Here is a 24,859-nt window from a genome sequence, read left to right on the forward strand (position 1 = left end):
TGATTACAGCAAGCCCGGTGCTAAAGAAGATTTTATACCCCAGCACATCCCCGATGAGAAACTGAAAGATGATAGCGAATGATAATGACTGCCCTCAAATCATACCACCTTTTAAACTTCATGACGATCCTTCTGGCGTTTTTATCCGCACGAGCCGTACAGTCGCAGGAAAGGGAGGAAGTTTATGAAACCGGTAAAATGATATTTAATACCCAATGTGGCACCTGCCATAGTGTTCACAAGGAAATGCTCGGCCCCATGCTGGCCAGTATTACCCAAAAGCATAGCGAACAATGGCTCATAGCCTTTATTACCAATTCCCAGGAAGTGATCTTATCGGGTGATGAATATGCCCGGCACCTCTTTGAGGAGTACAACCGTACTGTGATGCCCTCATTTGATGAACTGTCAAAGCAAGAGATCAGGGCGATTCTGTATTACCTCAAAGAAGAATCGGAAAAACCCACAGGCGACTGGCCAACATTTGCCGATATAGAAATGAACTACAGTGACAATAATATCAGCAGGGGAGAGCAACTTTTTAACGGCTCATGCGCCATTTGCCACTTTATAGGCAAAGATGGCGAAGGCCCTTCACTGGGCAGCGTAACCAAGCGCCTGCCGAGGCCGTGGTTGAAACGCTTTATCAGAAATTCACAGGAAGTGATCAAAAGTGGAGATCCTTATGCTGTGCGCCTGTTTAAGAACTATGACATGCAGGTAATGCCTCCCTTCGATTTTCTTGACGATAAAGACATAGATATTATACTTGATTATATTGAATACCAGTCGGCATCCCCGCCACCTGTTGCCGGGGTTAACGGCAGAAAAACAGAAGCTGTAATGGAGGTACAGCAGTTTGATATCGACAATAAATCGATGAAGAAAAGCAATAAGATGACCTTTACTATAGCATCTATGCTCCTCCTGCTGGCCGGGGCAGTTTTGCACGTATTCCTGATGGTAAAACTTTTCCGCTATTTGCTGAACAGAAAAAAAAGCTGATTTTAATTTAGTGTTTTGTAAATCACTCCTGTTATTTTTACGTTTACTACAAGGTTACTTCTTTTGAAGATTATGAATGAATCGGAGTGGACCATCAGGCTCTCCAGCCTTAGACCAGCTCTGAGAAAATATAATAAGAGTCCTTGGTTGGAGTAGTTTAGCTGAAACAATACTTGTAGGAACCTGCAAAAAATGGTTAAAAAGAGAATATATCCCCTGTTTAGTGCAATCCAGCTCATGTTGGTGTTGCTTCTTTCTTTTGGCGGATATAGTCAATCTTTTGCTACCGGACAGGACTTTTCCTCAGAGGTTATTACATCAGGGGATGATTACCCTTCCGATGAACTTTGGATCAGCTATCCACATTCTGCAGATAGCCGGCATGATGCTGAGTCGCCTCAATACCCTCCTCTGGAAGAAGACAGTGATGATAACAAGACAGAGGAAAACTTTAATAAAATCAATGTCCACGGTCACTCCTTATATGAACTGACCCTTTTACAAAAGCATTTATCTTTAAGATTTAATTTTCTTAGGCTGATATTCATTGATTATCAGACTCTTGTTCCTCTTTATGTGCTTTTCCATTCCTGGAAAGATTTCCTTATCTGATACTTCCTTCCGGCTGGTTCCTTTAAGATTTAAAGGAGCCTTTCAATAGCCACGCCCAAAACCGGGCATAATCTATTTTTTAATCAGATGTAAAAATCAAATGGAATCTATAAAGGGTCTGTTTGATGAACATGATGTCCTTCATAAACTTAAGCATTACCTGCCCGCGCAGGCATCGCTGAAGGATTTCGTTCATCATAACACTTTACATGCTTTTCAGCATTTAAAATTTCACGAAGCCCTGCACCAGGCTTCTCAAATATTTGGGTACAAAACTTATTTATCCCTCGCAGAGTTCAGGAACCTTTATCAGGAAGGTAAAATCCGTGAAGATGTTCTTGACAGGACGATTAAACAGAAAAAAGGAGAAAGCAAATTTCCCGAATGGAAGGAAAAGCTTCTGCAGCATGGCTATAACGCTATGGCTGCTTCCCGGGTAGGGCACCTCAGGGCGCAGTGGAAAGCTAATTATATGATCAACCTGGATAAGGTCGTGCATCCTTTTCTTTATAGGCTGCTGTCAGCATATCTCGATCAGGGGATCTCTATCTGGGCATTTCCCATTGAACGCAAGGGTTTCCTAACCTCACTCCGGGAAATCGAGCAAAATGAGATCGTCAGCATTTTCAAAACCTCCAGGCCACGAAACCTGCTTATGGAAGGGCAGTGTACCATCAAAGGCCTGTTACAAATACTGGTTGGGGAAGAGGCACTGTTTGAACAATACCTTTTTGATCAGCAATTCTCGCACCCCGGATGGTCAGGTATAGTGTCGGTAATAGAACAACAGCCGGAAACATTACTGGATAGTAAAACTATTACGCTGCATGACCTGATATGCCTTGAACTGTTACTGGAGATTGATGCCCTTGACAATAAATTCGGTAGGGACTGGCAGCCTTTGGGTACACAGGTACAATCCTTAGAACCCTTGTTCCAGGTTGAGCCATTTACTGAGTTGGAAGAGGTATTGATAATGTGGCAGGAAGCCTTCGAGTGGAGCTACTATGATGATGTGCTTAAGAGTATATCACTGCCTTCGGCACGCGAAAGCGATCATAGAAAGCGCTTTCAGGCCCTCTTTTGTATCGACGACCGGGAGTATTCACTGAGAAGGTATATTGAAAGGACTGACCCTGATGCGGAGACTTTTGGTACACCGGGCTTTTTCGGAGTAGAGTTTTTCTTTCAGCCTGAGCATAGTAAGTTCTACACCAAGGCTTGCCCGGCACCGGTAACGCCTGCACACCTGATCAGGGAAGAGGCCAGGCGCAACAGCCGCCAGAGAGACCCGCACTACACTAAGCGCTCGCACCTGCCCCTCCAAGGCTGGCTGATCACCCAGACGCTTGGTTTTTGGTCTGCCCTAAAGCTTTTTCTCAACATATTCAAACCATCTGTAACACCTGCTACATCCTATTCTTTTCAGCACATGGATAAGCACTCAAGGCTTTCCATTGAATACAAAGGAGAGGAAGTGGACGGGTTGAAGGTTGGTTTCACCGTAGAGGAGATGGCCAGGCGGGTAGGCAATACTTTACGCAGCATCGGACTGGTCAAAGATTTTGCATCGATAATTTATGTAGTAGGCCATGGGGCAAGCTCCGTTAACAATACCCACTATGCGGGTTACGATTGTGGTGCGTGCTGTGGCAGGCCCGGAGCGGTTAATGCACGTGTATTTTCGTACATGGCCAACCTGCCCGCAGTAAGGGAGCGGTTGCAAAAAGATGGTCTCGATATTCCGCAGGAGGTAGTGTTTATTGGTGCTATGCATGATACCACCCGCGATGAGATAGAGTTTTATGATGAGGAAAAACTTACCTCAGGCCAAAAAGATAATCACCACATCAACGAAGTGGTTTTCGGCAAGGCTTTGTCGCTCAATGCCAAAGAGCGCTCCAGAAGGTTTGATACGGTCAATACCAAAAAGCCGATCAGAAAGCTTCATGAAGAGGTAAAGAAGAGGTCTGTGTCCTTATTTGAGCCCCGGCCGGAGCTTAACCATGCTACCAATTCATTGTGCATTGTCGGCAGGGGAGTGCTTACTAAAAACGTGTTTTTGGATAGGAGAGCCTTCATGAACTCGTATGACTACAGAGTAGACCCGGAAGGGAAACACCTGCTTTCTATACTCAATGCGGCTGCCCCGGTATGTGGAGGCATCAACCTGGAGTACTACTTCTCGCGGGTTGACAACGAAAAGCTGGGGGCAGGTACTAAGCTGCCACACAATGTGATGGGTTTGTTTGGTGTAGCCAATGGGGTAGACGGCGACCTTCGTCCCGGCCTGCCCAGCCAGATGGTGGAAGTTCACGACCCTATCCGGCTGATGTTTGTGGTCGAGCATTATCCCGAGGTGGTATTGAAAACCATAAAACTCAATCCGGCAACCTATGAATGGTTTATCAATGAGTGGGTGTACCTCGCAGTAAAAGACCCTGGTTCAGAAAAAATATACAGGTTTGTTGACGGCCAGTTCAGAGAGTATCAGCCATTGCGGGCCTCCTTGCAGAAGGTAGGAGACACCAATTCCTTCATTGAAAACTATCTGGAAAATATTCCGGTACTAATTACTGACTAATAGCTATGGAAAATTTTGTTCATCTATTTGTGATACTCCCGCTGGCAGGGTTTGTTATCAGCTTGTTTATTCCCGGCAAAAGGGAGAGTATCATTTCCAATATTACTTTTGGTACGGTAGGAGGCACTTTGTTGGCAGGTATGATATTTATACCTGTATGGGTGCTGAGGCAGGTGCCCGAACTCAACATTCGTGATATTTCACTTTACACGGCACCGGGCTATGACTTTTTCATTGATTTTTATTTTGATAAGGTCTCAGCAGTTTACCTGATGGTAGGAGCCATTTTAACATTCCTGGTAACTATCTACAGTCGCTATTACCTGCATCGTGAGTCAGGCTACAAGCGTTTTTTCAATACCGTGCTGTTCTTCTATCTGGGTTTCAATATTACGGTACTGGCCGGAAATTTCGAGACCTTGTTTATAGGATGGGAAATTTTGGGGTTATCATCGTTCCTATTGATAGCCTTTTACCGAAAGCGGTATCTCCCTGTAAAAAATGCACTTAAAGTATTTACCATTTACCGGATCGGTGATGTGGGCATATTACTGGCGATGTGGATGAGCCACCACCTATGGCATGAGAACGTCACTTTCATGAAACTCAATAACTATGAGTTGGTGCATGAAGTGCTACAGTCTCACAGCGCCATAGGCATATTTATTTCGGTGATGATCGTGATTGCGGCTGCTGCCAAGTCGGCTCAGTTTCCGTTTTCAGCGTGGCTGCCACGCGCAATGGAAGGGCCTACGCCGTCCAGCGCTATTTTCTATGGATCGCTATCCGTGCATATCGGGGCTTTTTTACTGCTGCGTACCTTTCCGTTTTGGGAGCACCAGCCTGTTGTACACGTGTTCATTGTGGTGGTAGGGCTTATTACCGCCGTGTTGGGTTCCGTTATCGCACGAGTACAATCTACGGTAAAGAGCCAGATAGCCTATGCCTCCATGGCACAGATCGGTATCATATTCATTGAAATTGCGGCAGGATGGCACACGCTGGCGCTGATACACTTTGCAGGGAATTCATTTCTGCGCACTTACCAGTTGCTGACCTCACCATCGGTAGTTACCTACCTGATCAGGGAGCAGTTCTATAACTATATGCCAAGAAGGAAGTATCATGAAAATGCCTTCATGAAAAGACTGAACCATGCGGTATATCTGCTCTCCATCAAAGAGTGGCACATGGATTCAGTGGTTTTTACCTTCTTTTTTAAACCATTGAAGAAAATGCGTACAGTGCTAAGATTTCTTACCCTTAAAAATGTGCTCTACGTCTTTGTACCTATGTGCCTGGTTGGGTTCGATCTGGCCTATTTTAATGGGGTGGAAGGTGCGCTGAAGCAATACCTGCCGGCGATACTTGCTGCCATAGCCCTGCTGATGGTCATCAAATCATACAATGAGCGGACAAGCTCCCGGTTGGCCTGGCTATGCATAGTGATAGCCCACTTCTTCATTGATCTGGGTATATCTTTTAACTATCATTTCGATGGCCGGGAAACCTTCGTGTACCTCAGTGGAGTGGTAGTGTCCGGTATTATTGGTTACATCTGCCTGCACAGAGTGAAGGCTATGGAGCACCATGGTATCGGCCTCAATCAATTTCATGGACTGGTGAGCCAGTACCCTAGAACGGCTTTTATCTTTTTAATGTCGTGCCTGGGGCTGGCTGGTTTCCCTATCACTACCACATTTTTTGGAGAAGACGTGATACTCACACATGTGCATGAAGACCAGCTCATATTGGCAGTACTGGTGGCACTTACCTTTATTATCAACGGTATTGCTCTGATCAGGATTTACGCCAGGGTATTCCTGGGCGCTAACCCGAGAACATATCACGAGCAAGCCGACCTGACATCATAAAAAAATATCCATAAGTTTTTAAAAATATTAAAATGAAAAATAATCAATTGAGAATAGAAGTTCCGAAAAGTGGATTAGCGGGACTAAAAGAGAATTGGAAAACTGATATACTTGCGGGGTTCCTGGTATTTCTATTAGCATTGCCACTCAGTCTGGGTATAGCCAAGGCCAGTGGGTTTCCTGCTGCCATGGGAGTACTTACCGCTATGGTCGGTGGTATATTTTCCAGCTTCTTTAAAGTTTCGGAGCTGACTATCAAAGGGCCGGCTGCCGGTTTGATCACCGTGTGTTCAGGCGCTATCATAGAGTTTGGCGGAGGAGAAGCCGGTTGGAAGATGGCCACTGCTGCCATTGTGGTCATGGCACTTATTCAGATCATATTCGGGTTTTTGAAGTTTGGTTCATTGAGCGACTTCTTTCCCCATTCGGCCATTCATGGTATGTTGGCAGCTATAGGTATCATCATCATTGCCAAACAAATACCGGTACTGCTGGGCGATGAGCCTTCGCTATACAAAGGCGAAGGACCTATCGAATTGCTGCTGGATATACCCAAGTTCATTACCCATGCACATTTAAACATAGCAATTGTAGGGCTTATAGGCCTCGTCATACTTTTTACCCTGCCTAAGCTTAAGGTTAACTTCCTGAAAAAAGTACCCGGCCCTATGGTAGTATTGCTCATTGCAGTTCCGCTTTCCCTGTACTGGAGGTTCAAAAGTACAGAACCGGCCTATTCGCTGGTTCAGATAGGCAACTTCTGGGGTAGCCTGAGCATTAGCCCTGACTTTTCCGGTATCGGTACCTTTACTTTTTGGAAGTACGTATTTATGTTCCTGTTTGTAAACAGCCTGGAGTCGCTTCTTACCGTAAAAGCCGTAGATAACCTTGATCCGTATAAGAGGGCGTCAGACTATGATGGTGATTTGAAAGCATTGGGAGCCAGCAATGCTGTCTCTGGCTTATTGGGCGGTTTGCCAATGATCTCAGAAGTGGTGAGAAGCTCTGCCAACATCGGGTTCGGTGCTAAAACCAAATGGTCAAACTTCTTTCACGGTATGTTTTTGCTCCTGGCTATGGTGCTGCTGATCCCCGTTATAGAAATGATCCCGAATGCAGCCCTGGCTGCCATGCTTATTTTTGCAGGCTACAGGCTGGCATCTCCCAAAGAGTTTGTACACACCTACAAAGTGGGTCGCGAGCAACTGGTCATATTTCTGACCACCATAATCGTTACACTGGCCGAAGACCTCTTAATGGGTATAGCCGCGGGTATACTGGTTAAATTTGTGTTTCACCTGATCAACGGAGCTTCCGTTAAGAGCCTGTTTAAAGCCCATTATGAAGTGGTATTTATTGGGCAAGGGGCCTTGATCAAAGTAACTGAATCAGCCGTTTTCTCTAACTTGCTTGGCTTCAAAAAGATGTTGGTCACCCTGCCGGAAAAAACAGACATTAAGTTTGACGTAAGCGAAGCGCGGCTGATCGACCACTCATTCATGGCATTTATTGATCACTTTGCCAAAGAATATAACAGCAATGGAGGGAATTTCCAGATTATCGGGCTTGAAAATCATATCTCCTTGTCTGATCATCCATTGTCAACCAAAAAACTGGCCAGGGCATGAACAACTTAAAATCTTATTGCGACCGGCTCACGGAAAAAACGATCATGATCTTTTGCAGTGATTGTTATAGTGTGTCTGAGGTTATTGGTAATGACAACCTGATCATCCATAATTTGTTTGGCGGAATAGTAGCAGGAAAGAATGAGCAGGATATGAGCTATCTCAGGCATTGTATCGAAAAGGAATTTGTGAGTCAGATCGTTTTTGTAGGGCACCTGAATTGTCAGGTGCTCAAACACCTCATTGATGATGCTTCTGATATAAAGTTGTGGGAAGAAGCCCGTAGCTATATAGAAGACCTTGCCGGGGAGGTGGTAGGTTTAAATTTCGGATTACATGACGGTGGTTGGTATCTTATGCATCGTCATGTAGCTTTACAGGTCAAAAAACTTTCCGGCATACCTTATATCCGTGAAAAAATCGAAAGGGATAAACTAATAGTGACCGGGATAGTTATTGATGACAGAGAACCTAATCTTCTTGAAGAGACCGACCTTGACCTATTTGAAAATCTGAATTTTAAACTGAATTAAAGAAAATCCGATCCAATGGAGAAAAAACATTTTTTGTTAATAGCATGCTTATTATTTGTTTCTGTGCTTTTGAGGGCGCAGGATAACTCAGAAAAAGAAAAACCAAAAAATGGAGGCGTTGTGTTTTCGCTCAATGAAGATGGCAGCCGCTATGTAAAACTCTCAGGGCTGGGCCAGATCTGGCTGAGAAACACACAAATGAACCCGGGCACCACCATCAACGGATACGAAACCGACAGCTACAGCGACATTAGCATTCGCAGGCTCAGGTTTCAGATATTTGCCCAGGTGAGTGACAAAGTATTTTTCTACACCCAGTTTGGTCAGAATAACTTCAATTTTCATTCACCTAAATACGATGGTGCCTTCTTTCATGATGCATTAATTGAATATGCAGTTGATAAAGAAAAGCTCTCATTTGGTGCCGGACTTACAGGGTGGAGTGGCTTAAACCGCTATGCTTCACCAAGTACGGGTAGCATTTTGACACTGGATGCGCCGCTTTATCAGCAAGCAACCAACGGTGTCAATGACCAGTTTCTGAGAAAACTGAGCGTGTATGCCAAAGGTCAGCTAGGCAAACTGGACTACCGCATAGCAATCACCCAGCCCATGACAATTTCAGGAGCCCCAGAGGAGCCTACAGGCACTGACTTTTCCTTTAGCAATGAGCCGGCACAAAAGCAGGTTCAGGGTTATTTTAAGTACATGCTTATGGATAAAGAATCTAACCTTACACCTTATGAAGCCGGTACATATCTGGGCAAAAAAAGCGTGTTTAATATCGGTGGAGGCTTTATCTACCAGCAGGATGCCATGTGGGCACTGGACAATAATGCAGACATTGTAAACGAGGACATGGTGCTGTTCGGTCTGGATGTTTTTTATGACACGCCACTTACAGATGAAACAGCCCTGACAGCATATGCCGCTTATACCAACTATGATTTTGGCCATGGCTACGTCAGGAATGTTGGGGTTAACAATGCCGCTACAGGCTCAAACGGAGCTACTGTGGGAGGCTATGGAGGTGCATTTCCCATGGTTGGTACAGGAAATACTATCTATGCACAGGCCGGTTATCTTTTTGGCAAAAACATACTCAGCGAAGGAGGTAAATTACAACCTTTTGCCGCATTGCAGTACTCAGACTATGACTACCTGGATGACAGCATGGTGATGTACGAGTTGGGAGCCAACTACCTCATCCATGGTGGACATGGTAGTAAACTGAGCTTTATGTACCAAAGCAGGCCAACCTATGAAAATGAAGGCGGGGAAAATATAATAGATACCCGTAAAGGCATGGCCGTACTACAGTATCAGGTGAGCTTTTAAAAATTTGAATTTTTCGCCAACAAATTATAGACTTGTTGGTTACAGAAGAATAACACTACGCATAACTATAAAAGAGGTTGTTTAGATGCTCTGGTCAGAATTAAGGACAAGAGTTTTTAAGCAACCTTTTTTAATTTGTTATCATTGCAAAACAAAAGTAAAGACCTGCCTGGCGTCACTGCCCCATAACTTGTCTCTTGGTGTTGATAGCATCTGATCCAATCCGAGTTCGTATTGTTGAATAATAACAGTACAACGGCTTAGCCAGGCATGGTTTTTCTTTGAATTGAATAATGCCTTATATCTTTTCTTCCAGGCAGATGTCTCGAAGAGGACTCTGCGAATTTTTGGATAGAAATATAATTGTTTGCAACATCCGTAATCCAAATTAGAAGGTGTTTCATAAGCACGTGCGTGACACCCTCCGGCCATTGGCCACCTCCCTCCAGAGAGGAGTTAGTACGTAATTCACCAGTCACCGATCACTAAAGCACCCGATCACCGAATACTGATTCGGTCGATACTACACAAACGCAAATCCAGCCCTGAATGGGCGTTATCTATCAGCAAAAGGTGTAGCCTTTTGTTAATTAATTGAGTAAGGTCGAGCCCTGAAAGGGAGAGATTTCTGCAGTTTGGTGGTATTACTGATGCCAGTACGTCTGAATAGTTAAGCTTTACCAAACTTTCAAAGTTTAGTAAAGCCGCGATTTAGCTCTGTCACCTCTTTTCAGGCAGGAGTTAGTATGCAATTCATCATTCACGATTACTATAATGCCGATCACTAAATATTTTATCGTTTCCAAGCAGATGTCTCTCGAAGAGGATTCTGCGAATTTTCGGGTAGAAATTTAATTATTTGCAGCATCTGCAATCCCGAAATTAGAAGGTGTTTCATAAGTACGTGCGGAACTCCCTCCGGCCATTGGCCACCTCTCTCCACGGAGGAGTTAGTGCGCAATTCATCATTCACCGATTACTATAACCCTGATCGCCGATAACTTCACTCTCTGCCCCCTTCTCAATACTCAATACTTAACCCCAAAGTCTACTCCACCAAATTAAAATAAAGCACCTCCTGCTCATTGTCCGGGTTGGGATGGAATATTAAAACCTCCTTTGCATCTGTCAGTGGTTTGACCGCAATAATCACGGCGTCACCCTCAACAGCTCCTGCATCATGGATCATATTCACCTTGCTGCCAATTTCCCAGATCCGCACCGGGTTGAGCTGTGCCGTGCTGTAAATAGGTTTGGTATTAAAAGCTGATATTTCCCTCACCTCCCTAAGATCGCGATACGATGGATTGTCTTGTTTGATCCTCGGAATTAAAGGCCATATGGCAATGCTGAAAAATAATACAGTGGACAGGGACACCGGATAAACCCATTCCTTTTTCCTCCATATAGCCACTACGGCGGCAGCAGCTATAGCCAGCCCAGCCAGGGCAATAAAAATGAAAAAGGAAATACCCAATTCGTTTATTTTTACCCCAAACTGCCACGCAATTAAAATAATGCCCAAAGTAGCCATAAGTGACAGCACTGCCTGCACGTAGACAAATATGTGCGAGGCTTTATCCGTACCCCTACCTCTTCGGTACAACTCTATATGATGCGAAATCAAAGCTCCGATCAACACTGCCAAAGGAGGCAGAGCGGGCAAAAAGTACCTTTCCTTTTTCTCGGGAACAACCGAAAGCAAAAACAAAGTGAATAAAAACCAGAAGAGCACCAGTTTCATGCCTTTGGCAGAGAACATCCTCTGCAATGCCTTGAACTTATAAAAGGCAAATAAAGTAGCAAAAGCCCAGATACCGGTAAACAATGGAAAGTGCAGATAAAACCAGATCGGTCTGTTATGCCGGTTAATCCAGGCACCGCTTTCCTCCCCGGCGATCTGCGTGGCAATATCCGGAATTTTCAGGTACAGGTAAAGAGGCCAGACAGCGCTGATCAGTAACATGGTAAGTATGCAAAGAACCGCACCACCCCAGGCCGGACGTTCAAATTTATGTTTGCTCAAAAAGAAGGCTAAAAGGTAAGGGAGTAGCAATGCATAAAATGATACAGGCCCTTTGCTCATAAAAGATAGCCCCATGAATATGCCGGCTAAAATCCAATATTTTAAAAGGTTATGCTTTGAAGCACGATAGAGCATCCAAATGGCGCCCAGCATAAAGGCATTGCAGTAGATGTCCCAGGCACCCGTTTTTGCTTCTTCTATAAACATATAGCATGACGCCAGAACAGCAGCCGAATAAAAGGCTATATGGCTGTTTTGAAAAATATCTTTTACCAGGCCGTAGAGAAAAAAGACCATGACCGTAGCGATCAAAGCTGCCGGTAGGCGCAGGGCCATCAGGCTGTTGGGGTTGCCTGCTACAGCTATTGAGGCAGTGGTGAGCCAGGTGGGTAGAGGTGGTTTTCTTATCCGGGTTTGGCCATTCAGTGTAGGGATCATCCAGTTGCCACTTTCCAGCATTTCGCGGGCAGAGATAAAGTTGCGCGCCTCCATGATCGTAGGGGGCGAGACTTCTGCCAGGTGTGTAAAAAATAAAATGATACAAATCCCTAATAGCAGAGGTTTATGATACGGTTTGCCGGGAATCATGAATAAGCCTGGGTTTTCCTGGGTGCTAATCTATAATGAATGTACAGGTTTCTGGAATAAATAATGGCTCCAAAAAGCTGTCCGGCAATAAGCACCGGGTCGAGCCGGAATATGGCATAGGTTATGATCATAAGCGAGCCGATGAGGCTGATGATCCAAAAGCCTGGAGGCAGCACCGATTTTTTCATTTTTTCCGAATGCAGCCATTGATAAACAAACCTAAAGGTAAATATGATTTGCCCGGCAGAACCCCAGACCATTAATGGAAAAGAGATCTCAGGGTTGTTGAGCAGTGCGTGGAAATGAAACTGTTTGTTGAGCAACAAGTAACACAATGCTATAGCCGGACTGGCCAGTGTACTTACCCTGAACCAAACAGGAAGGTGCCTCCATGCATTTTTAAAGCGCAGGTTGCGGATATAAATAAAATAGGAGATCAATTGCCCCCCGATGATGACAATATCATTTCTTAGTACACCATAGATGATCAACATAAAAGATGCGATCAGGCTCAACTGCCAGAATAATGTAGGCGAAAGTACCTTTCCGGCTTTTTCAGACCTGATCCACTGGACGATCAGCCGGGCCGAAAACAACCCCTGAGCTATAAATCCGATGGTGAATATCCAGGTATTATTCATGCACCAATTCCACTTCAGAGATTTTATATTGAATGTTCTTTTTCCTCATCCAGACAAATACCAGGGTGTCAATGAAGGGGCCTGCAAGCCTGTTGAGCAAATGGAACTTTGCTGTACCTGCATACCTTTCGAAGTGCTGCACCTCAAGCTGCTTTACTTCACCACCCTGAAGTTGTATAAGGGCAGGGATGAAGCGGTGCATGCCTTTAAAGAAGGGAAGCTTTTTGGCAGCATCTGTTTGCATCAGCTTCAGCGGACAGCAGGTATCGGCTATACCGTCATTGATCATCAGGCGCCTGAACCCGTTGGCTATTTTGGAAGAGAGCCTTTTTATAACAGTATCTTTTCTTTTAGAGCGGATGCCGTTAATCAGAGTACAACCGTTGAGATGTTCAAAGTATCTAAGGAAATCGCTGGGAGAAGTCTGTAGGTCAGCATCAATGTACCCCAGGTATTGTGTGTCGCAGAGGTCAATACCCGTTTTAATGGCAGCGCTGAGCCCACAATTTTTTTCAAGGGATACATAGTAGTAATGTTCGGCTCCTTCCCCGTGGCAAATATCTTTAATCAGCTCCAGGCTTCCGTCATCAGACCCGTCATTGACAAAAAGCACTTTAGAAGCCACCGGGGTTTGAGTCAGATATTTGTCCATTTCTTCTTTGAAACGAGGCAGGCTTTCTACCTCATTATACACCGGTACCACTATGGTAAGCTGGTATTCAGGCATGGCGCAGGCCCTCCAGTGCCTTGATATTCTTTTTAATATTCATTTGTTTGCCTTTTTCCAGGTGATTCCTGGCGTAAGCAGTGCAGTAGTTGTGCTGGTGTAGAAAGTTCAGGTTTTGCCTGTGCCACTGGTCATCACTTACCTTCGTTTCGAAAATGAGTTCCCATTCCTTTCTTAGTTTCTTGGATAGCTGAAAATAATTTCTGCAGGAGAGGTGATAAAGGTCTGCATCGCAAATAACCTTTTCTAACAGATCATGAGGTTCTGCATCCAATTGGGTAACGCTGATGCAGTTCAATACCCTGTTGATCTTTGATTGTGGATAATTGTTTGCGGATAAAAATTTATAGGCAATTTCTTTACTCCTTTCCTCATGGCCGGCATAGGTGTACAGGTAGCCGGTGTCATGAAACCAGGCCGTAATCAGTAAAACCTCCCGGTCATTTTTATTAAGCTGCATACCCTGGCTTATCTCATCGCAGGCATTAACCACCATCTCGGTATGGCCAAGGTTATGGAATATGAGTTTATGACTTTGCTGCTCTTTGAAGAGCGCACGAACATAAGCTTCTACTTTTGTTAGTATATCAGACTTTAGCACTTTTTTAACCTTTTTGTCATCACGCAGAAAGTTTGAAAGGGGTTGGTACGGTGGTGTGAAAAATTCAATGTGACAACAATCATAATTTTCCTGTGATACACGTTCTGTTTCAACCAACCTTTATGACATACCTTGCGTGTAGACGATACCGACAAAAAAAGTGGAAGAAAACAGGAGCTTTTACGAATTAATAGACTGCTGCAGAAGAGGGAAAAAATCTGCACAGGATAAACTCTATATGGAGTTTTACAGCTATGCTATGAGTATAGCGCTGAGGTATTCCAGAGATCGGGAAGAGGCTATCGAGATTGTGAACGATGCTTTTTTTAAAGTATTCACCAATCTTGATAAGTACACGCCAGGATTATCCTTTAGAGGGTGGCTGAGAAGGATCGTGATCAATGCTTCCATCGATTATTACAGGAGAAATGAAAAACATTATCACGGTGTGGACATCTCTTACGCAAATCTCGAGCATACGGACGAGGATGTGCTGGACGATATTTCTGAAAAAGAGATTATCGGACTCATTCAGGACTTGCCCCCCTCTTACAGAATGGTTTTTAACCTTTATGTAATAGAAGGCTACAAGCATGAAGAGATAGCAAAAAAGCTTAACATCAGCGTGGGTACTTCCAAATCCAATTTATCAGTGGCACGTACAAAACTACAGTTGGCAATCAGCAAAATGAGAGGTATTAAAGGTCAGAAACATGGATGACAATAAGTTTGACAAAAAAATAAGGGAGAAGGTAGAAAACTTTCGTGACGAGCAGTATGATGAGCACGCACTGGCAGGCTTGCACGCACGGATGGCAGGGGTATCTTACCAACCCTGGTATGCTCCCTACAAAAAAGCCGCGGGTTATGCTGCTGCAATAGTGCTGATCAGCCTGTTGAATTTTGGGCTGTTTGCCTATTTTCAGGGTCAACGCGACCAGGAGTTAATGGCAAGCATTGAGGAGCTGAAAGAGGATATGGGTAACTATGAAAAGCTGAAACGCGACTACGAAACCCTCCGGTTGACCAGGGCAGAAACAGTGACCGAATTTAAGACGGATACCGTCTATGTTTATAAAGAGTTTGTTGGCGGCGCAGTCTATGGGCAGACATCATATGGAGGACTGAAAGCCATGAATACCGCATACCATAAACCGATGGAGGGAGGGCAGTATTATACACCAAGAGAGGATGTGCGATTAGGAAAGGTTGATGAAATATCCACAGAGGTTAAAGATTTCCTGGCCCAATACAACCTCGCGTACATCGGGGATGATGAACATGTTTACCTGCAATATCACAATCAGGAAGATGCGCAGTTTGTAACCCGCAAAGGTTATGATGCACCCGCGGTATTTAACGGTTCTGACATTGTGCTTGCCTCTGTAGACATTACGGAGCCGGAACATAAAACACTGGATAAACATAAAAAACAACAGCTTTCTGTCAAAGTACTCCGGGATATCGAAAAGCAACGTATGAAAGGTATAGGCTTTCAGTATGGCCCTGAAGTAGACCTTTTGAAGCTTTCCTCTGATCGTGGCTCAGGTCACCCCGGCTTAGCAGCAGGCATCAAGGCAGAGTTTATATTGTCGCCATCGCTCAGGGTAGAGACCGGGGCCAAATACTCCTATACGGGCTATACGGTTAATAACCCGGATCAATTGGGAGATGAGCTGGCTACTTACCCCGGCCTGAATGAAGATATAGGAAAATTGCAACAAATAGAGCAGCGTACTCACGCCATATCCGTCCCTGTACAATTAAAATACTATTACCCCGTGGCGCGTGATCGCTATATTTTTGCATCGATAGGTGCGTCACCCCAAATGCATCTGCTTCAGCAGTTTGAGTATGAATATGAATATAAGTACTCTTCCCAGGAAAATGATTTTTCAGTGGATATTGAAGCCTCCAAACATTTTGATGATGGCAAGATCTACACCGGTACAATGGATTTTAGTTTAGGTATTGAGAAGAAACTGAAAAACCACTCTATACTACAACTCTCAGGTTTCTACAGCAGAGGCATAGGCAAACTGGGCATGGAGAAAAGCGAACTGGCTATGGTAGGAGTGAGGACTGCATTGAAATTCAGGGTCAATTAAGGATTTAAATTGCGTTTGTTACAATTGTTACCAACCAAAATCATGAATGGTGCGTGATTTACAGTAAAAGGAGAAAAAATGAATAAAGTAATCTTAATCATATTATTGGTAGGGGCGGCTTTTGTGGCCAAAGCCCAGGAGTGGCAGACCGACTTTGAAGGAGCAAAGGCCATGGCCGGGAAAGAAGGCCGAAATATTATCCTGGTATTTCAGGGTTCTGACTGGTGTGCCCCATGCATAAAACTGGATAAGGATGTGTGGAGTACGGAAGAATTTCAGGCCTACGCCAAAGATCATTATGTGATGTTGCAGGCCGATTTTCCACGGAAAAAACAAAATGCATTGCCACTGGAGCAACAGGAACATAACCGCAAACTGGCAGAAAAATATAATAAAAATGGCTACTTCCCCTTCGTGGTGGTGCTGGATGAAGGCGGAGAAGTGCTGGGAGAGACCGGATACAAAAAAATGACCCCAAAGGAGTATATCGATTTGTTGGACTCTTTTCAAAAATAAGCGTTGAAAACTTACCTGCTTCCGGGCTTTTTACTTTTGCTATCTTTTACTTCCCACGCGCAGCAGGTATGGCAGCGCACGGTGAAGCTAATGGGTAGCCGCTTTGATATCTCGGTTGTAGCTACTGATTCTGTTGAAGGTAATGGCTACATTGATATGGCCGTGGGTGAGATCAGCAGGATAGAAAAACTGATCTCCTCGTGGGACCCTGCCAGCCAAACCTCCGAGGTGAACAGGAATGCGGGTATTAAGCCAGTCCGTGTAGATAAAGAACTCTTTGACCTGATTGCCAGGGCACAAGGCCTGTCCAGGCTGACGGATGGCGCCTTTGACATCAGCTATGCTTCCATGGACAAAATATGGAAGTTTGATGGCAGCATGACCGCCATGCCTGATGCAGAAGACATAAAAGCATCAGTAGCTAAAGTGGGCTACCAAAACATCATACTGGACCAGGAGAATAGTACGGTCTTTCTGAAACTGCCCGGTATGAAGATCGGGTTTGGAGCCATTGGCAAAGGATATGCAGCCGACAAAGCCAAAGCTTTACTGGTTTCAAAAGGAGTGCAGGCCGGTATCATCAATGCTTCGGGCGATATGTCCGCATGGGGCAGCCAGCCCGACGGGAAAGACTGGAAGGTAGCCATCGTGAACCCCTTAAATAAGAACAAGGTATTTGCCCTGCTTCCTGTTAAAAACGGGGCCGTTGTCACTTCCGGGGATTACGAAAAGTATGTGACATTTAACGGCGTACGCTATACCCATATTATAGATCCGCGAACAGGCTATCCGGCCACCGGCATCATAAGTGCCACGGTGTTAGCCCCCAAAGCAGAGCTTGCCGATGCACTGGCCACCTCCGTATTTGTGATGGGTATACAAACCGGAATAGACCGGATAAACCAGTTGCCCGGCATAGAATGCGTACTGATCGATGACAAAGGAAATATACATACATCTGAAAATGTTGAACTAGAGAAACAATAATGAAAAGAATAATTATAGCCACCGTAGCAGGAGCATTTTTTATGAGTTCTTGCGTGGCAGTAAAGGAATACGACAAGATCAATATCAACGATCCTGATATGGCGCTGTCTACCAAAAAGGTAGACCGGTTTGAAACGAATTTTCAGTCTTATCGCGAGGCAGCAGCCGGGGCCAACGGAGGTAAGACAGGTGGAGGATGTGGATGTAATTAAAAGATGATTATGAAGCGTTTATTAATATTACCCATTTTACTTTTTGCCGTTTCGGTATACGCACAAGAGCAGGATACCACCGCAGTGTATAAAAAACGAGTGCTTGAGACTACGGAGGTGGATTTCCTGACGAGCTATTACACCCAGGACGGTGACAATGCAGCGGTAAGTGGAGGTATAGGCACAGAAAAACTGACCGATTTTACCCCAACCATAGTAGTGTCCTTACCCCTGAATGACGACGATGTCCTGACCATCGACGCAGGTATATCGGCCTACACCTCTGCCTCATCCAGCAACATCAACCCTTTTGACGATTCCGGTGATGCCAATGCCTTTCAGGCTTCTTCAGGCGCTTCATCCGGAGACACCTGGACCAACCTTAACATCAGTTATAGCCATAGCTCTGATGACAGAAATAAAATATGGACCGCCAAAGCCTCCGTAGCTTCAGAGTTCGATTACCTGTCGTTTGGTGTGGGAGGTAGCTATGCCATGTTGTTCAATGAGAAAAATACTGAAGTAAGCGTTACCGCCAATATTTACATGGATACCTGGAATGCACTTTATCCTATCGAATTGAGGCCTTTTGCGCCTGGCCGCAATGGGTTGAATGATGGTTTTTTCAGCCAATACACCATTACTGGCAATACTGCCTATGCACCGGCATTTACACCACATGACAGTGAAACGAGAAATTCCTATGCCATAGGTTTCGGCTTCTCTCAAATCCTGAGCAGGAACCTGCAAGGCTCGCTTGCCCTGGATCTGGTACAGCAGCAGGGGTTGTTGTCAACACCATTCCAGAGGGTCTACTTTGGTGATGTGGAGGATTCTTTCATACAAGGGTTCCAATTGGCCGATGATATAGAGCGGCTACCCGACACCAGGTTTAAAGTAGCCGTAGGCGGTCGTTTAAACTACTACATCAATCAAATGCTGGTGATGCGCACGTACTATCGTTACTACACCGATGATTGGGGTATTACCTCCAACACGGCAAGCATCGAACTGCCCGTGAAGGTTACGGATAAATTCACACTTTACCCGTCATATCGCTACTATAACCAGACAGCGGCAGACTACTTCGCAGGCTATGAGCAGCATTTGTCAACAGAAGAATTCTACACTTCAGATTATGACCTGTCAGAGTTCAATGCCAATGCCTACGGTTTTGGGGTTAGCTATACCGATATCTTCACCTCATTCCACCTGGGCAAGTTCGGCTTGAAAAGCATTGACCTGAAATACCTCTACTATAAAAGAAACACCGGCCTCACCTCAGGCCTCATCAGCGGAGGTTTAAAGTTTGTGGTGGATTGATAAGCTTTCAGAGGGGTGTGTTGGAGTTTTTTCCATCGCACCCCGTCCCCTCTACTTAAAGTTTTCCCCGGGAGAATAATCACATTGCCTGCAGGTTATACAAAAGAAAGTACCAGCTTCAATTTAAGCTAAGTAGCCCCATTGCTGCGTATAAAAAACCATTCACCATGCTTCGGAATGCAAATCAGCAGATGTTTCATACCTTTAAGGGGAAGGATGAAATAAAAGATACAGATATGCAGAAGAGAAAAACCCGAGCATTATTGCCCGTTGGAATTTTTGTTATTGCTATGGCGCAAATTGTCAATCATTATGCTGTTTTACCTGATTCCATCCATGGAGCTTTAATGGGAGCGGGGATAGGGCTAATGGCTCTGTCATTTATCAGAGGTAAGTTTAATACAGCCAACAAAGCCTGATGTGCGCTTAGAGTAGAATCGAGAAGGTTTTCTAATCTCAAATCTCAAAAGGCCATAAATGCCTGATTTTACCCCTCTTAAAACCAAACCACAAAATTCTTCCATGAATATCCTTGGCCCTATAGTCATTTTGATTCCGGTGCTGATAGCCCTTTACTTTTGCGAATGGCAGGTTGTTGCCGCCTTTGTCTTGGCAATATTGGTAGTCCCCTTAGCTATTTTCTTTTTCACACACCTGTTTGAGGTCTTTTTTCAGCATAAACCGATGGACTTTAAAGGGATGTTTGAAATGTGGGGCATGTTTGCCGTGGCAGGTATTCCGATTTATTTTATTTTAATACTTCCGCTATACTACATCCTGAAATCCAGTAGCAGTATTCCTATGTTATATGGTTTTCCCGCCGGGGTCACCATCATCATGCTCCTGCTATTTGTTTTATTGGCTACCAGATCGTGGGGTTATAAAGAGGTTCTGGTCGTAATAGGCTGTAGCGCTCTGCACTCACTTTTTATTATCTGGCTGATCTCCAAATTGAAAGCTATTTCATTTTGATTGGAATGGCGTTTTAATTGTAAATTGTTTAACAGATTGATTTTGTCTGCTCAATTCATATTGGAGCAAAGGCCATGATCTTGGTGAGTGAAAAATAGGGAGTCACTGCGAACACACTCTAAGCAGTACTTAGAAAGGTCTCGGAACTTTCATCCGTATGCTCCCCAATATTTTCTGTTCTTAAATTATAGATTATGACAATTTAAAATGCTTTCGTGGCACAAGTTTATAGCTTTGGGTTAGAAAATGGATGAAAAACTTTGTTTTATTGATCCTGTCCCCGTTGCTGTGTCCATCATATCTCATTTCTCACAAACAACCTAACCCGTCCTGCCAATGATGCCTATGCAGTAACCTCTCAACCCCCAATCTTTGCACTTCCCGCAAACAATCGGATATTTGCCTATTAAAAATGAACTAAAAATTCAGCAAGCAGTTTAACATAACTATGGCAGAAACATCTCACTGGACAGGATCAGATAAATATTTATGTGACCCGGCACTGGCCCAGGCCTTTCATATGGCACGGGTACTTGGCATGCCGCTATTGATAGAAGGCGAGCCCGGAACCGGTAAAACAGACCTTCCGATACACTATGCAAAAGACCGTGGGCTTGACCTGGAGGTATACCCCGTAGGGTCAAAAAGCAACATCGAGCAATTTGTGGCTCGTTTTGACCACGTTAAATATTTGAGAGACTCACAAATTGAGATCCTCAATGCCCAACGCGAGGAAAAAGGACTGGCAAGCAAGCTTACTACCGGTGAGCGCAACCCGGAAACACTTGCCGACTATGTGGTAAAAGGGCCGGCAGCAGTAGCCTACAGCAAACCCAACTCCGTATTGCTGATCGATGAGATTGATAAGGCACCCAGGGAATTTCCCAATGACCTGCTATATGCTTTAAGCCACCGCAAGTTCATTATGCCGGAGTCGGGCGAGATCATTGAAACCTCAGAAAAAGATATGCCTGCCATCGTGATCACCTCCAACCGGGAGCAGGAGCTGCCCACCGCCTTTAAGGGAAGGTGCATTTACCATTATATTGACTTCCCGGACAAAGAGGTAATGGCAAAGATCATTGAAAAACACCACCCGGGTATGGATGAGAAAGTGGTGCGTGTGGCACTGGATGTATTTTATCATTTGCGAAGATTGGGACTGGAAAGGGCACCTACTACCCGTGAAATACTCAACTGGCTGAAATACATGGGCGACATTGCCCCTAAAGAAGCCGTAAAGAAGATTGAAGGGCTCGAAGGCATAGGAGCGTTGATCAAAACACAAACCGATATGGAAAGGGTCAGCCGTATGCTTGGGGCCAACAATGCCACATTTGGAGGTTTAAATTAATTAGATATGCTAAGTTCCCTGCCTGAAAAATTTCGATCCCATGGCTTAAAAGCCGATGTGCGGACATTGCTTTTGCTGAGAAAGGCTATGCAAAAAGGATTGATCAAAACATTGGGAGACGTTTATAATGTCCTGAAGGGAATTGTAGTCAAAGAACCGTCAGATATCGGCCCGTTCACCAAGGCCTATTATGAATATTTCCTTTACATACCCATCAAGCCGGGGCAAACACTCGAAGATGCCATTCTTCGCTCTGAGACCTTTGCGGCATGGAGAAAGCAATTTTTAGATGAGGCTGACCGAGACTTTACTGACGAGGAGCTGGTCAATACCTTTTTAGACCAGGTACATCTGACGAGCTATGACATCAAGGAAGTGATATCGGGCAAGGAAATCTGGGACAAGGATAACCCTGACCAGGTGGACAGCGACCCTTTGGATGATGACAGCGAACCCGCAGAACGGGTGCTGGATAAAATGGCCGACTACTCTGACCTGTCGCTGGAAGAGCTGCTCGAACGCATGGAGAAAGTACGGGAGCAGCAAAGAACCCGGCACCAGGGAGGCAGCCATTGGATAGGCACCGGAGGCATTTCGCCGTACGGACATGGAGGAGCGGCCAAAAATGGTATCCGTGTTGGCGGACAGGGAGGAGGAAGAATGGCCAGAAAGGTAATGGGAGATAAAAATTACTTTCCAATCGACAGAGATACATTGCTCAATGATGACAATGTGGATGCTGCCCTTGCCTCCATCAAAGGAGTGATCGAAGAAAGCGCCATCGAGAAACTTGACGTACCTCAAACCATCAAGTCGGGCTTGAAAAGGGGAGGATTGTTTATCCCTGAGCTATCCAGTGAGAAAAACGAGGAGTTAAAAGTTATAGTACTGATTGATAATGGTGGCTATTCGATGGCCCCTTATGTAAGAAGCGTGCAAAACCTTTTCAGGAAAATGAGAACGCGCTTCGCTCATGACCTTGAAGTTTACTATTTCCACAATACTATTTACGACAGGGTTTATATAGACGAGCGCCGATCCAAATCGATACCTGTAGAAAGGCTTTTGATGCACAACAAAGCTTACAGGGTATTCTTCATCGGAGATTCGGCCATGGCTCCCTACGAGCTGAACTCGGTAAGTATACAGAACATACAGGCCATAGTGCATAAGTTTAAAAAAAGTGTCTGGCTAAACCCTGAACCCTTAAAGTACTGGCCTCATACCTATACCATTCAGGTTATGAAGCAACTGGTGCCCATGTTTCCGCTCACACCCGCAGGAATAGAGCGTGCCGTTAGAGCCATGAATGCAAAAAGTACCGAAGGGTAATTTGAATTGGAATAAATTAATTTACCATGAAAAACTGGAACAGAACGGGTAAGATAAAAGCTGTTATTCTTGCTGCGTTATTTCTGCCTAATCTCCTCAGCCCCGTAGGCGTACCGGGACAGCAAAATCCGGCTATGGTTTTTATGCTTTTCATATTTGGGCTTGCTTCCGTGTTCTTGACCGCGAGGGTAAGCAGTAAAATTTTAAGGAGGGAAATCATCAAACCTACATGGAACGACAACCCGTTGACCATTAGCAAACCGTTATCTTTCATTCATTTTTGCTCTTTCTTCTTTTTGGTACTTGGTGCCAGCGTATTATTAGGCGCAGCTATACAGTTTCATGCCTTTAGCTTTTATGGACTGTCGTTAGTATCATTTGGGCTTGGAATGCTGGCGGGTATCGGTTTAGTGCTGAAAGGTGCAGGGGATAAAGCGGCAAAAATCTGAATTCAAAATAACAAAAGGTGCCGCAAAATAGTCTGATAAATAACTTTTGCAGCACCTTTTAAAGTTATTGATGATCAATACCATTCATAATAAGTAACCTCTCCTCCGCTTGAGGATGTTACTGCCCGTTCAGTTACATATCCATCAGGATTAAATGTGTAGCTCAGGGAGTAAGCAAGGTCAGCTTCGCCTTCTTCATGTCGGTAGATAGTTGGCAGGTTAGGCTGCATCTTCACACCCGGAATTACTTCTATCATCGGAAAGGGATTGTCATGCGCTGTAATGTAGCTGTCGTAGGTCCTGGTAGAAAGCAATAGATGGTCTTCCGAGCTGGCATCTTTGGTATAGACCTGGTGCTTGTAAATGTTTTTATTGTCGTAAAACAGGTACAAGTGAAGCAAGCCCTCCATATAATCGCCGTTCTCCTGTAAGTGATAAGTCACCATGCCCCCTAAGTTGCCGGCAGCATCATAGTCGTACAAACTGTATGCTTCTACCACTTCATCTTTTATTTTCTCAGATCGGTTTACCCTTCCGTTCTCATAGAGAAAGTAAGTGTCATAACCCAGGGTACTGCTTACTCTTACAATTTGATTGTTTGTGTTATAGTAGTAGGTTTCGGTGCCTGTACGCAAAGCCGGGGTTTCCGTTTCCCAGTAGACCTTGCTTATCAGTCCTGATGCACTGTACTCATAGGTTTTCTTTGACCTCCAGCTTCCTGCAAAGGTTTCATACGATTTGGGCAAACCCTGTAACTCGACAGGATCAACAGGATCATTATCATTGTCAGTGATGCTAATGGTAATCCGACTTTTGTCACCGATTGAAAAACCTTCCGAAGCCTCTACAATTTGGAAAATGTGTGATAAGTTTCCAGAGTGAATATTATCGTCCACTATCGTAAGGCTGAACTGTGATGCTGACTGTCCCTTTACCACGGGAACCACTACTTTCCCATCCAAAGTTTCGGTTTGCAAATACTTATCCATATCGGCCGGAACCGACAGGTAAATTTTACCCTGCCTTGTAGCTGCCTTGTCCAGAAGCAATACAACATCAACAGAACCAGAACCTTCATCAATGGTTATGTCTTCGGAAAGGGTCACTTTAACAGGATTCTGAGGAGTATCCACCAGTGTGTCATCCTCGCTACAAGCAAGCATGCCGGCTAATACCATCAGCCCGGCATACTTTTTAAATGTTGTTTTCATAATGGGGTTTTTGCTCTCCGGTTATTTAGAGTTTTTGACATGGATTGTTGTTGGTGGAGAACAGAGCAAATGAACGTGGATGAAGAAAAGGAAGTTACTTGCGCTTTATATCAATTTATTTGAGCGGCAATTTTTGAGTGCAGATTTGCAGATTTGTTATTTGGAAGATCATGGAAACCAGGGGATAGCCTGATCTTTTTTCTGGGGATACCGGCATGCCAAACAAAAAATTATAAAG

At 44.6% G+C, this 24,859-nt stretch carries 23 protein-coding genes; 18 read left to right on the forward strand and 5 right to left on the reverse strand.

Annotated elements, in window-relative coordinates; all coding sequences use genetic code 11:
• Positions 1-120 precede the first annotated feature (120 nt).
• The 7 genes from E1163_RS21885 to E1163_RS21915 all read left to right on the forward strand — a co-directional run bounded on the left by E1163_RS21885 (position 121) and on the right by E1163_RS21915 (position 9,574).
• Complete coding sequence (locus tag E1163_RS21885; RefSeq protein WP_185156173.1) at positions 121-1,005, forward strand: c-type cytochrome; 885 nt, start codon at positions 121-123, stop codon at positions 1,003-1,005.
• A 192-nt stretch (positions 1,006-1,197) separates the two neighbouring features.
• Positions 1,198-1,617: a hypothetical protein gene (locus E1163_RS21890; protein WP_155174605.1), complete on the forward strand. Its 420-nt coding sequence runs from the start codon at positions 1,198-1,200 to the stop codon at positions 1,615-1,617.
• 100 nt (positions 1,618-1,717) lie between these two features.
• On the forward strand, positions 1,718-4,201 hold the full coding sequence (locus E1163_RS21895) for a YbcC family protein (protein ID WP_155174606.1): 2,484 nt from the start codon (positions 1,718-1,720) through the stop codon (positions 4,199-4,201).
• A 5-nt stretch (positions 4,202-4,206) separates the two neighbouring features.
• Complete coding sequence (locus E1163_RS21900; RefSeq protein WP_155174607.1) at positions 4,207-6,075, forward strand: proton-conducting transporter transmembrane domain-containing protein; 1,869 nt, start codon at positions 4,207-4,209, stop codon at positions 6,073-6,075.
• Positions 6,076-6,107: 32 nt separating this feature from the next.
• Positions 6,108-7,703, forward strand: coding sequence for a SulP family inorganic anion transporter (locus E1163_RS21905; protein ID WP_155174608.1), 1,596 nt, complete (start codon positions 6,108-6,110; stop codon positions 7,701-7,703).
• Positions 7,700-8,236, forward strand: a complete 537-nt coding sequence (locus E1163_RS21910) for a carbonic anhydrase (RefSeq protein WP_155174609.1) — start codon at positions 7,700-7,702, stop codon at positions 8,234-8,236. The genes E1163_RS21905 and E1163_RS21910 overlap by 4 nt, the downstream gene beginning before the upstream one ends.
• 15 nt (positions 8,237-8,251) lie before the next feature.
• Positions 8,252-9,574, forward strand: coding sequence for a hypothetical protein (locus E1163_RS21915; protein WP_155174610.1), 1,323 nt, complete (start codon positions 8,252-8,254; stop codon positions 9,572-9,574).
• 1,048 nt (positions 9,575-10,622) lie between these two features.
• On the opposite strand, the gene E1163_RS21920 is transcribed toward E1163_RS21915, so the two are convergent.
• The 4 genes from E1163_RS21920 to E1163_RS21935 are packed head-to-tail and all read right to left on the reverse strand — an operon-like array spanning position 10,623 to position 14,157.
• Complete coding sequence (locus tag E1163_RS21920; protein WP_155174611.1) at positions 10,623-12,188, reverse strand: ArnT family glycosyltransferase; 1,566 nt, start codon at positions 12,186-12,188, stop codon at positions 10,623-10,625.
• Positions 12,185-12,829, reverse strand: coding sequence for a lipid-A-disaccharide synthase N-terminal domain-containing protein (locus tag E1163_RS21925; RefSeq protein ID WP_155174612.1), 645 nt, complete (start codon positions 12,827-12,829; stop codon positions 12,185-12,187). Before E1163_RS21925 ends, E1163_RS21920 begins: the two co-directional genes overlap by 4 nt.
• Complete coding sequence (locus E1163_RS21930) at positions 12,822-13,556, reverse strand: glycosyltransferase (RefSeq protein WP_155174613.1); 735 nt, start codon at positions 13,554-13,556, stop codon at positions 12,822-12,824. Before E1163_RS21930 ends, E1163_RS21925 begins: the two co-directional genes overlap by 8 nt.
• Positions 13,549-14,157 carry an HD domain-containing protein gene (locus E1163_RS21935; protein ID WP_155174614.1) on the reverse strand — a complete coding sequence of 203 codons (609 nt, stop codon included), beginning with the start codon at positions 14,155-14,157 and terminating at the stop codon, positions 13,549-13,551. The genes E1163_RS21930 and E1163_RS21935 overlap by 8 nt, the downstream gene beginning before the upstream one ends.
• Positions 14,158-14,317: 160 nt before the next feature.
• Between E1163_RS21935 and E1163_RS21940 the strand changes: the two genes are divergently transcribed.
• The 11 genes from E1163_RS21940 (at position 14,318) to E1163_RS21990 (ending at position 23,410) form a co-directional block, all read left to right on the forward strand.
• On the forward strand, positions 14,318-14,878 hold the full coding sequence (locus E1163_RS21940) for an RNA polymerase sigma factor (RefSeq protein ID WP_343033916.1): 561 nt from the start codon (positions 14,318-14,320) through the stop codon (positions 14,876-14,878).
• Positions 14,871-16,265, forward strand: coding sequence for an outer membrane beta-barrel protein (locus E1163_RS21945; RefSeq protein ID WP_155174615.1), 1,395 nt, complete (start codon positions 14,871-14,873; stop codon positions 16,263-16,265). The genes E1163_RS21940 and E1163_RS21945 overlap by 8 nt, the downstream gene beginning before the upstream one ends.
• Positions 16,266-16,343: 78 nt before the next feature.
• A complete protein-coding gene (locus tag E1163_RS21950; protein ID WP_155174616.1) occupies positions 16,344-16,781 on the forward strand; it encodes a thioredoxin family protein in 438 nt (145 codons plus the stop codon).
• A 3-nt stretch (positions 16,782-16,784) separates the two neighbouring features.
• Entirely contained in the window at positions 16,785-17,768 is a 984-nt protein-coding gene (locus E1163_RS21955) for an FAD:protein FMN transferase (protein ID WP_246223829.1), read from the forward strand.
• Positions 17,768-17,980 carry a DUF4266 domain-containing protein gene (locus E1163_RS21960; protein ID WP_155174617.1) on the forward strand — a complete coding sequence of 71 codons (213 nt, stop codon included), beginning with the start codon at positions 17,768-17,770 and terminating at the stop codon, positions 17,978-17,980. The genes E1163_RS21955 and E1163_RS21960 overlap by 1 nt, the downstream gene beginning before the upstream one ends.
• Positions 17,981-17,989: 9 nt before the next feature.
• Positions 17,990-19,303 carry a DUF3570 domain-containing protein gene (locus E1163_RS21965; RefSeq protein WP_155174618.1) on the forward strand — a complete coding sequence of 438 codons (1,314 nt, stop codon included), beginning with the start codon at positions 17,990-17,992 and terminating at the stop codon, positions 19,301-19,303.
• 236 nt (positions 19,304-19,539) lie between these two features.
• Complete coding sequence (locus tag E1163_RS21970) at positions 19,540-19,722, forward strand: hypothetical protein (protein WP_155174619.1); 183 nt, start codon at positions 19,540-19,542, stop codon at positions 19,720-19,722.
• A gap of 58 nt (positions 19,723-19,780) precedes the next feature.
• Positions 19,781-20,275 carry a hypothetical protein gene (locus E1163_RS21975; RefSeq protein ID WP_155174620.1) on the forward strand — a complete coding sequence of 165 codons (495 nt, stop codon included), beginning with the start codon at positions 19,781-19,783 and terminating at the stop codon, positions 20,273-20,275.
• A 448-nt stretch (positions 20,276-20,723) separates the two neighbouring features.
• Positions 20,724-21,629 carry an AAA family ATPase gene (locus tag E1163_RS21980; RefSeq protein WP_155174621.1) on the forward strand — a complete coding sequence of 302 codons (906 nt, stop codon included), beginning with the start codon at positions 20,724-20,726 and terminating at the stop codon, positions 21,627-21,629.
• Between the two features lie 6 nt (positions 21,630-21,635).
• Positions 21,636-22,961, forward strand: coding sequence for a hypothetical protein (locus E1163_RS21985; protein ID WP_155174622.1), 1,326 nt, complete (start codon positions 21,636-21,638; stop codon positions 22,959-22,961).
• Positions 22,962-22,987: 26 nt separating this feature from the next.
• The gene (locus E1163_RS21990; protein WP_155174623.1) at positions 22,988-23,410 is read left to right on the forward strand and encodes a hypothetical protein; all 423 of its coding nucleotides are present in this window, start codon (positions 22,988-22,990) and stop codon (positions 23,408-23,410) included.
• 74 nt (positions 23,411-23,484) lie between these two features.
• Here the strand turns inward: E1163_RS21990 and E1163_RS21995 are convergent, their stop codons facing one another.
• On the reverse strand, positions 23,485-24,621 hold the full coding sequence (locus E1163_RS21995; RefSeq protein ID WP_155174624.1) for a hypothetical protein: 1,137 nt from the start codon (positions 24,619-24,621) through the stop codon (positions 23,485-23,487).
• Between the last annotated feature and the right edge of the window lie 238 nt (positions 24,622-24,859).

The sequence above is a fragment of the Fulvivirga kasyanovii genome (assembly GCF_009711405.1).
GTDB lineage: Bacteria > Bacteroidota > Bacteroidia > Cytophagales > Cyclobacteriaceae > Fulvivirga > Fulvivirga kasyanovii.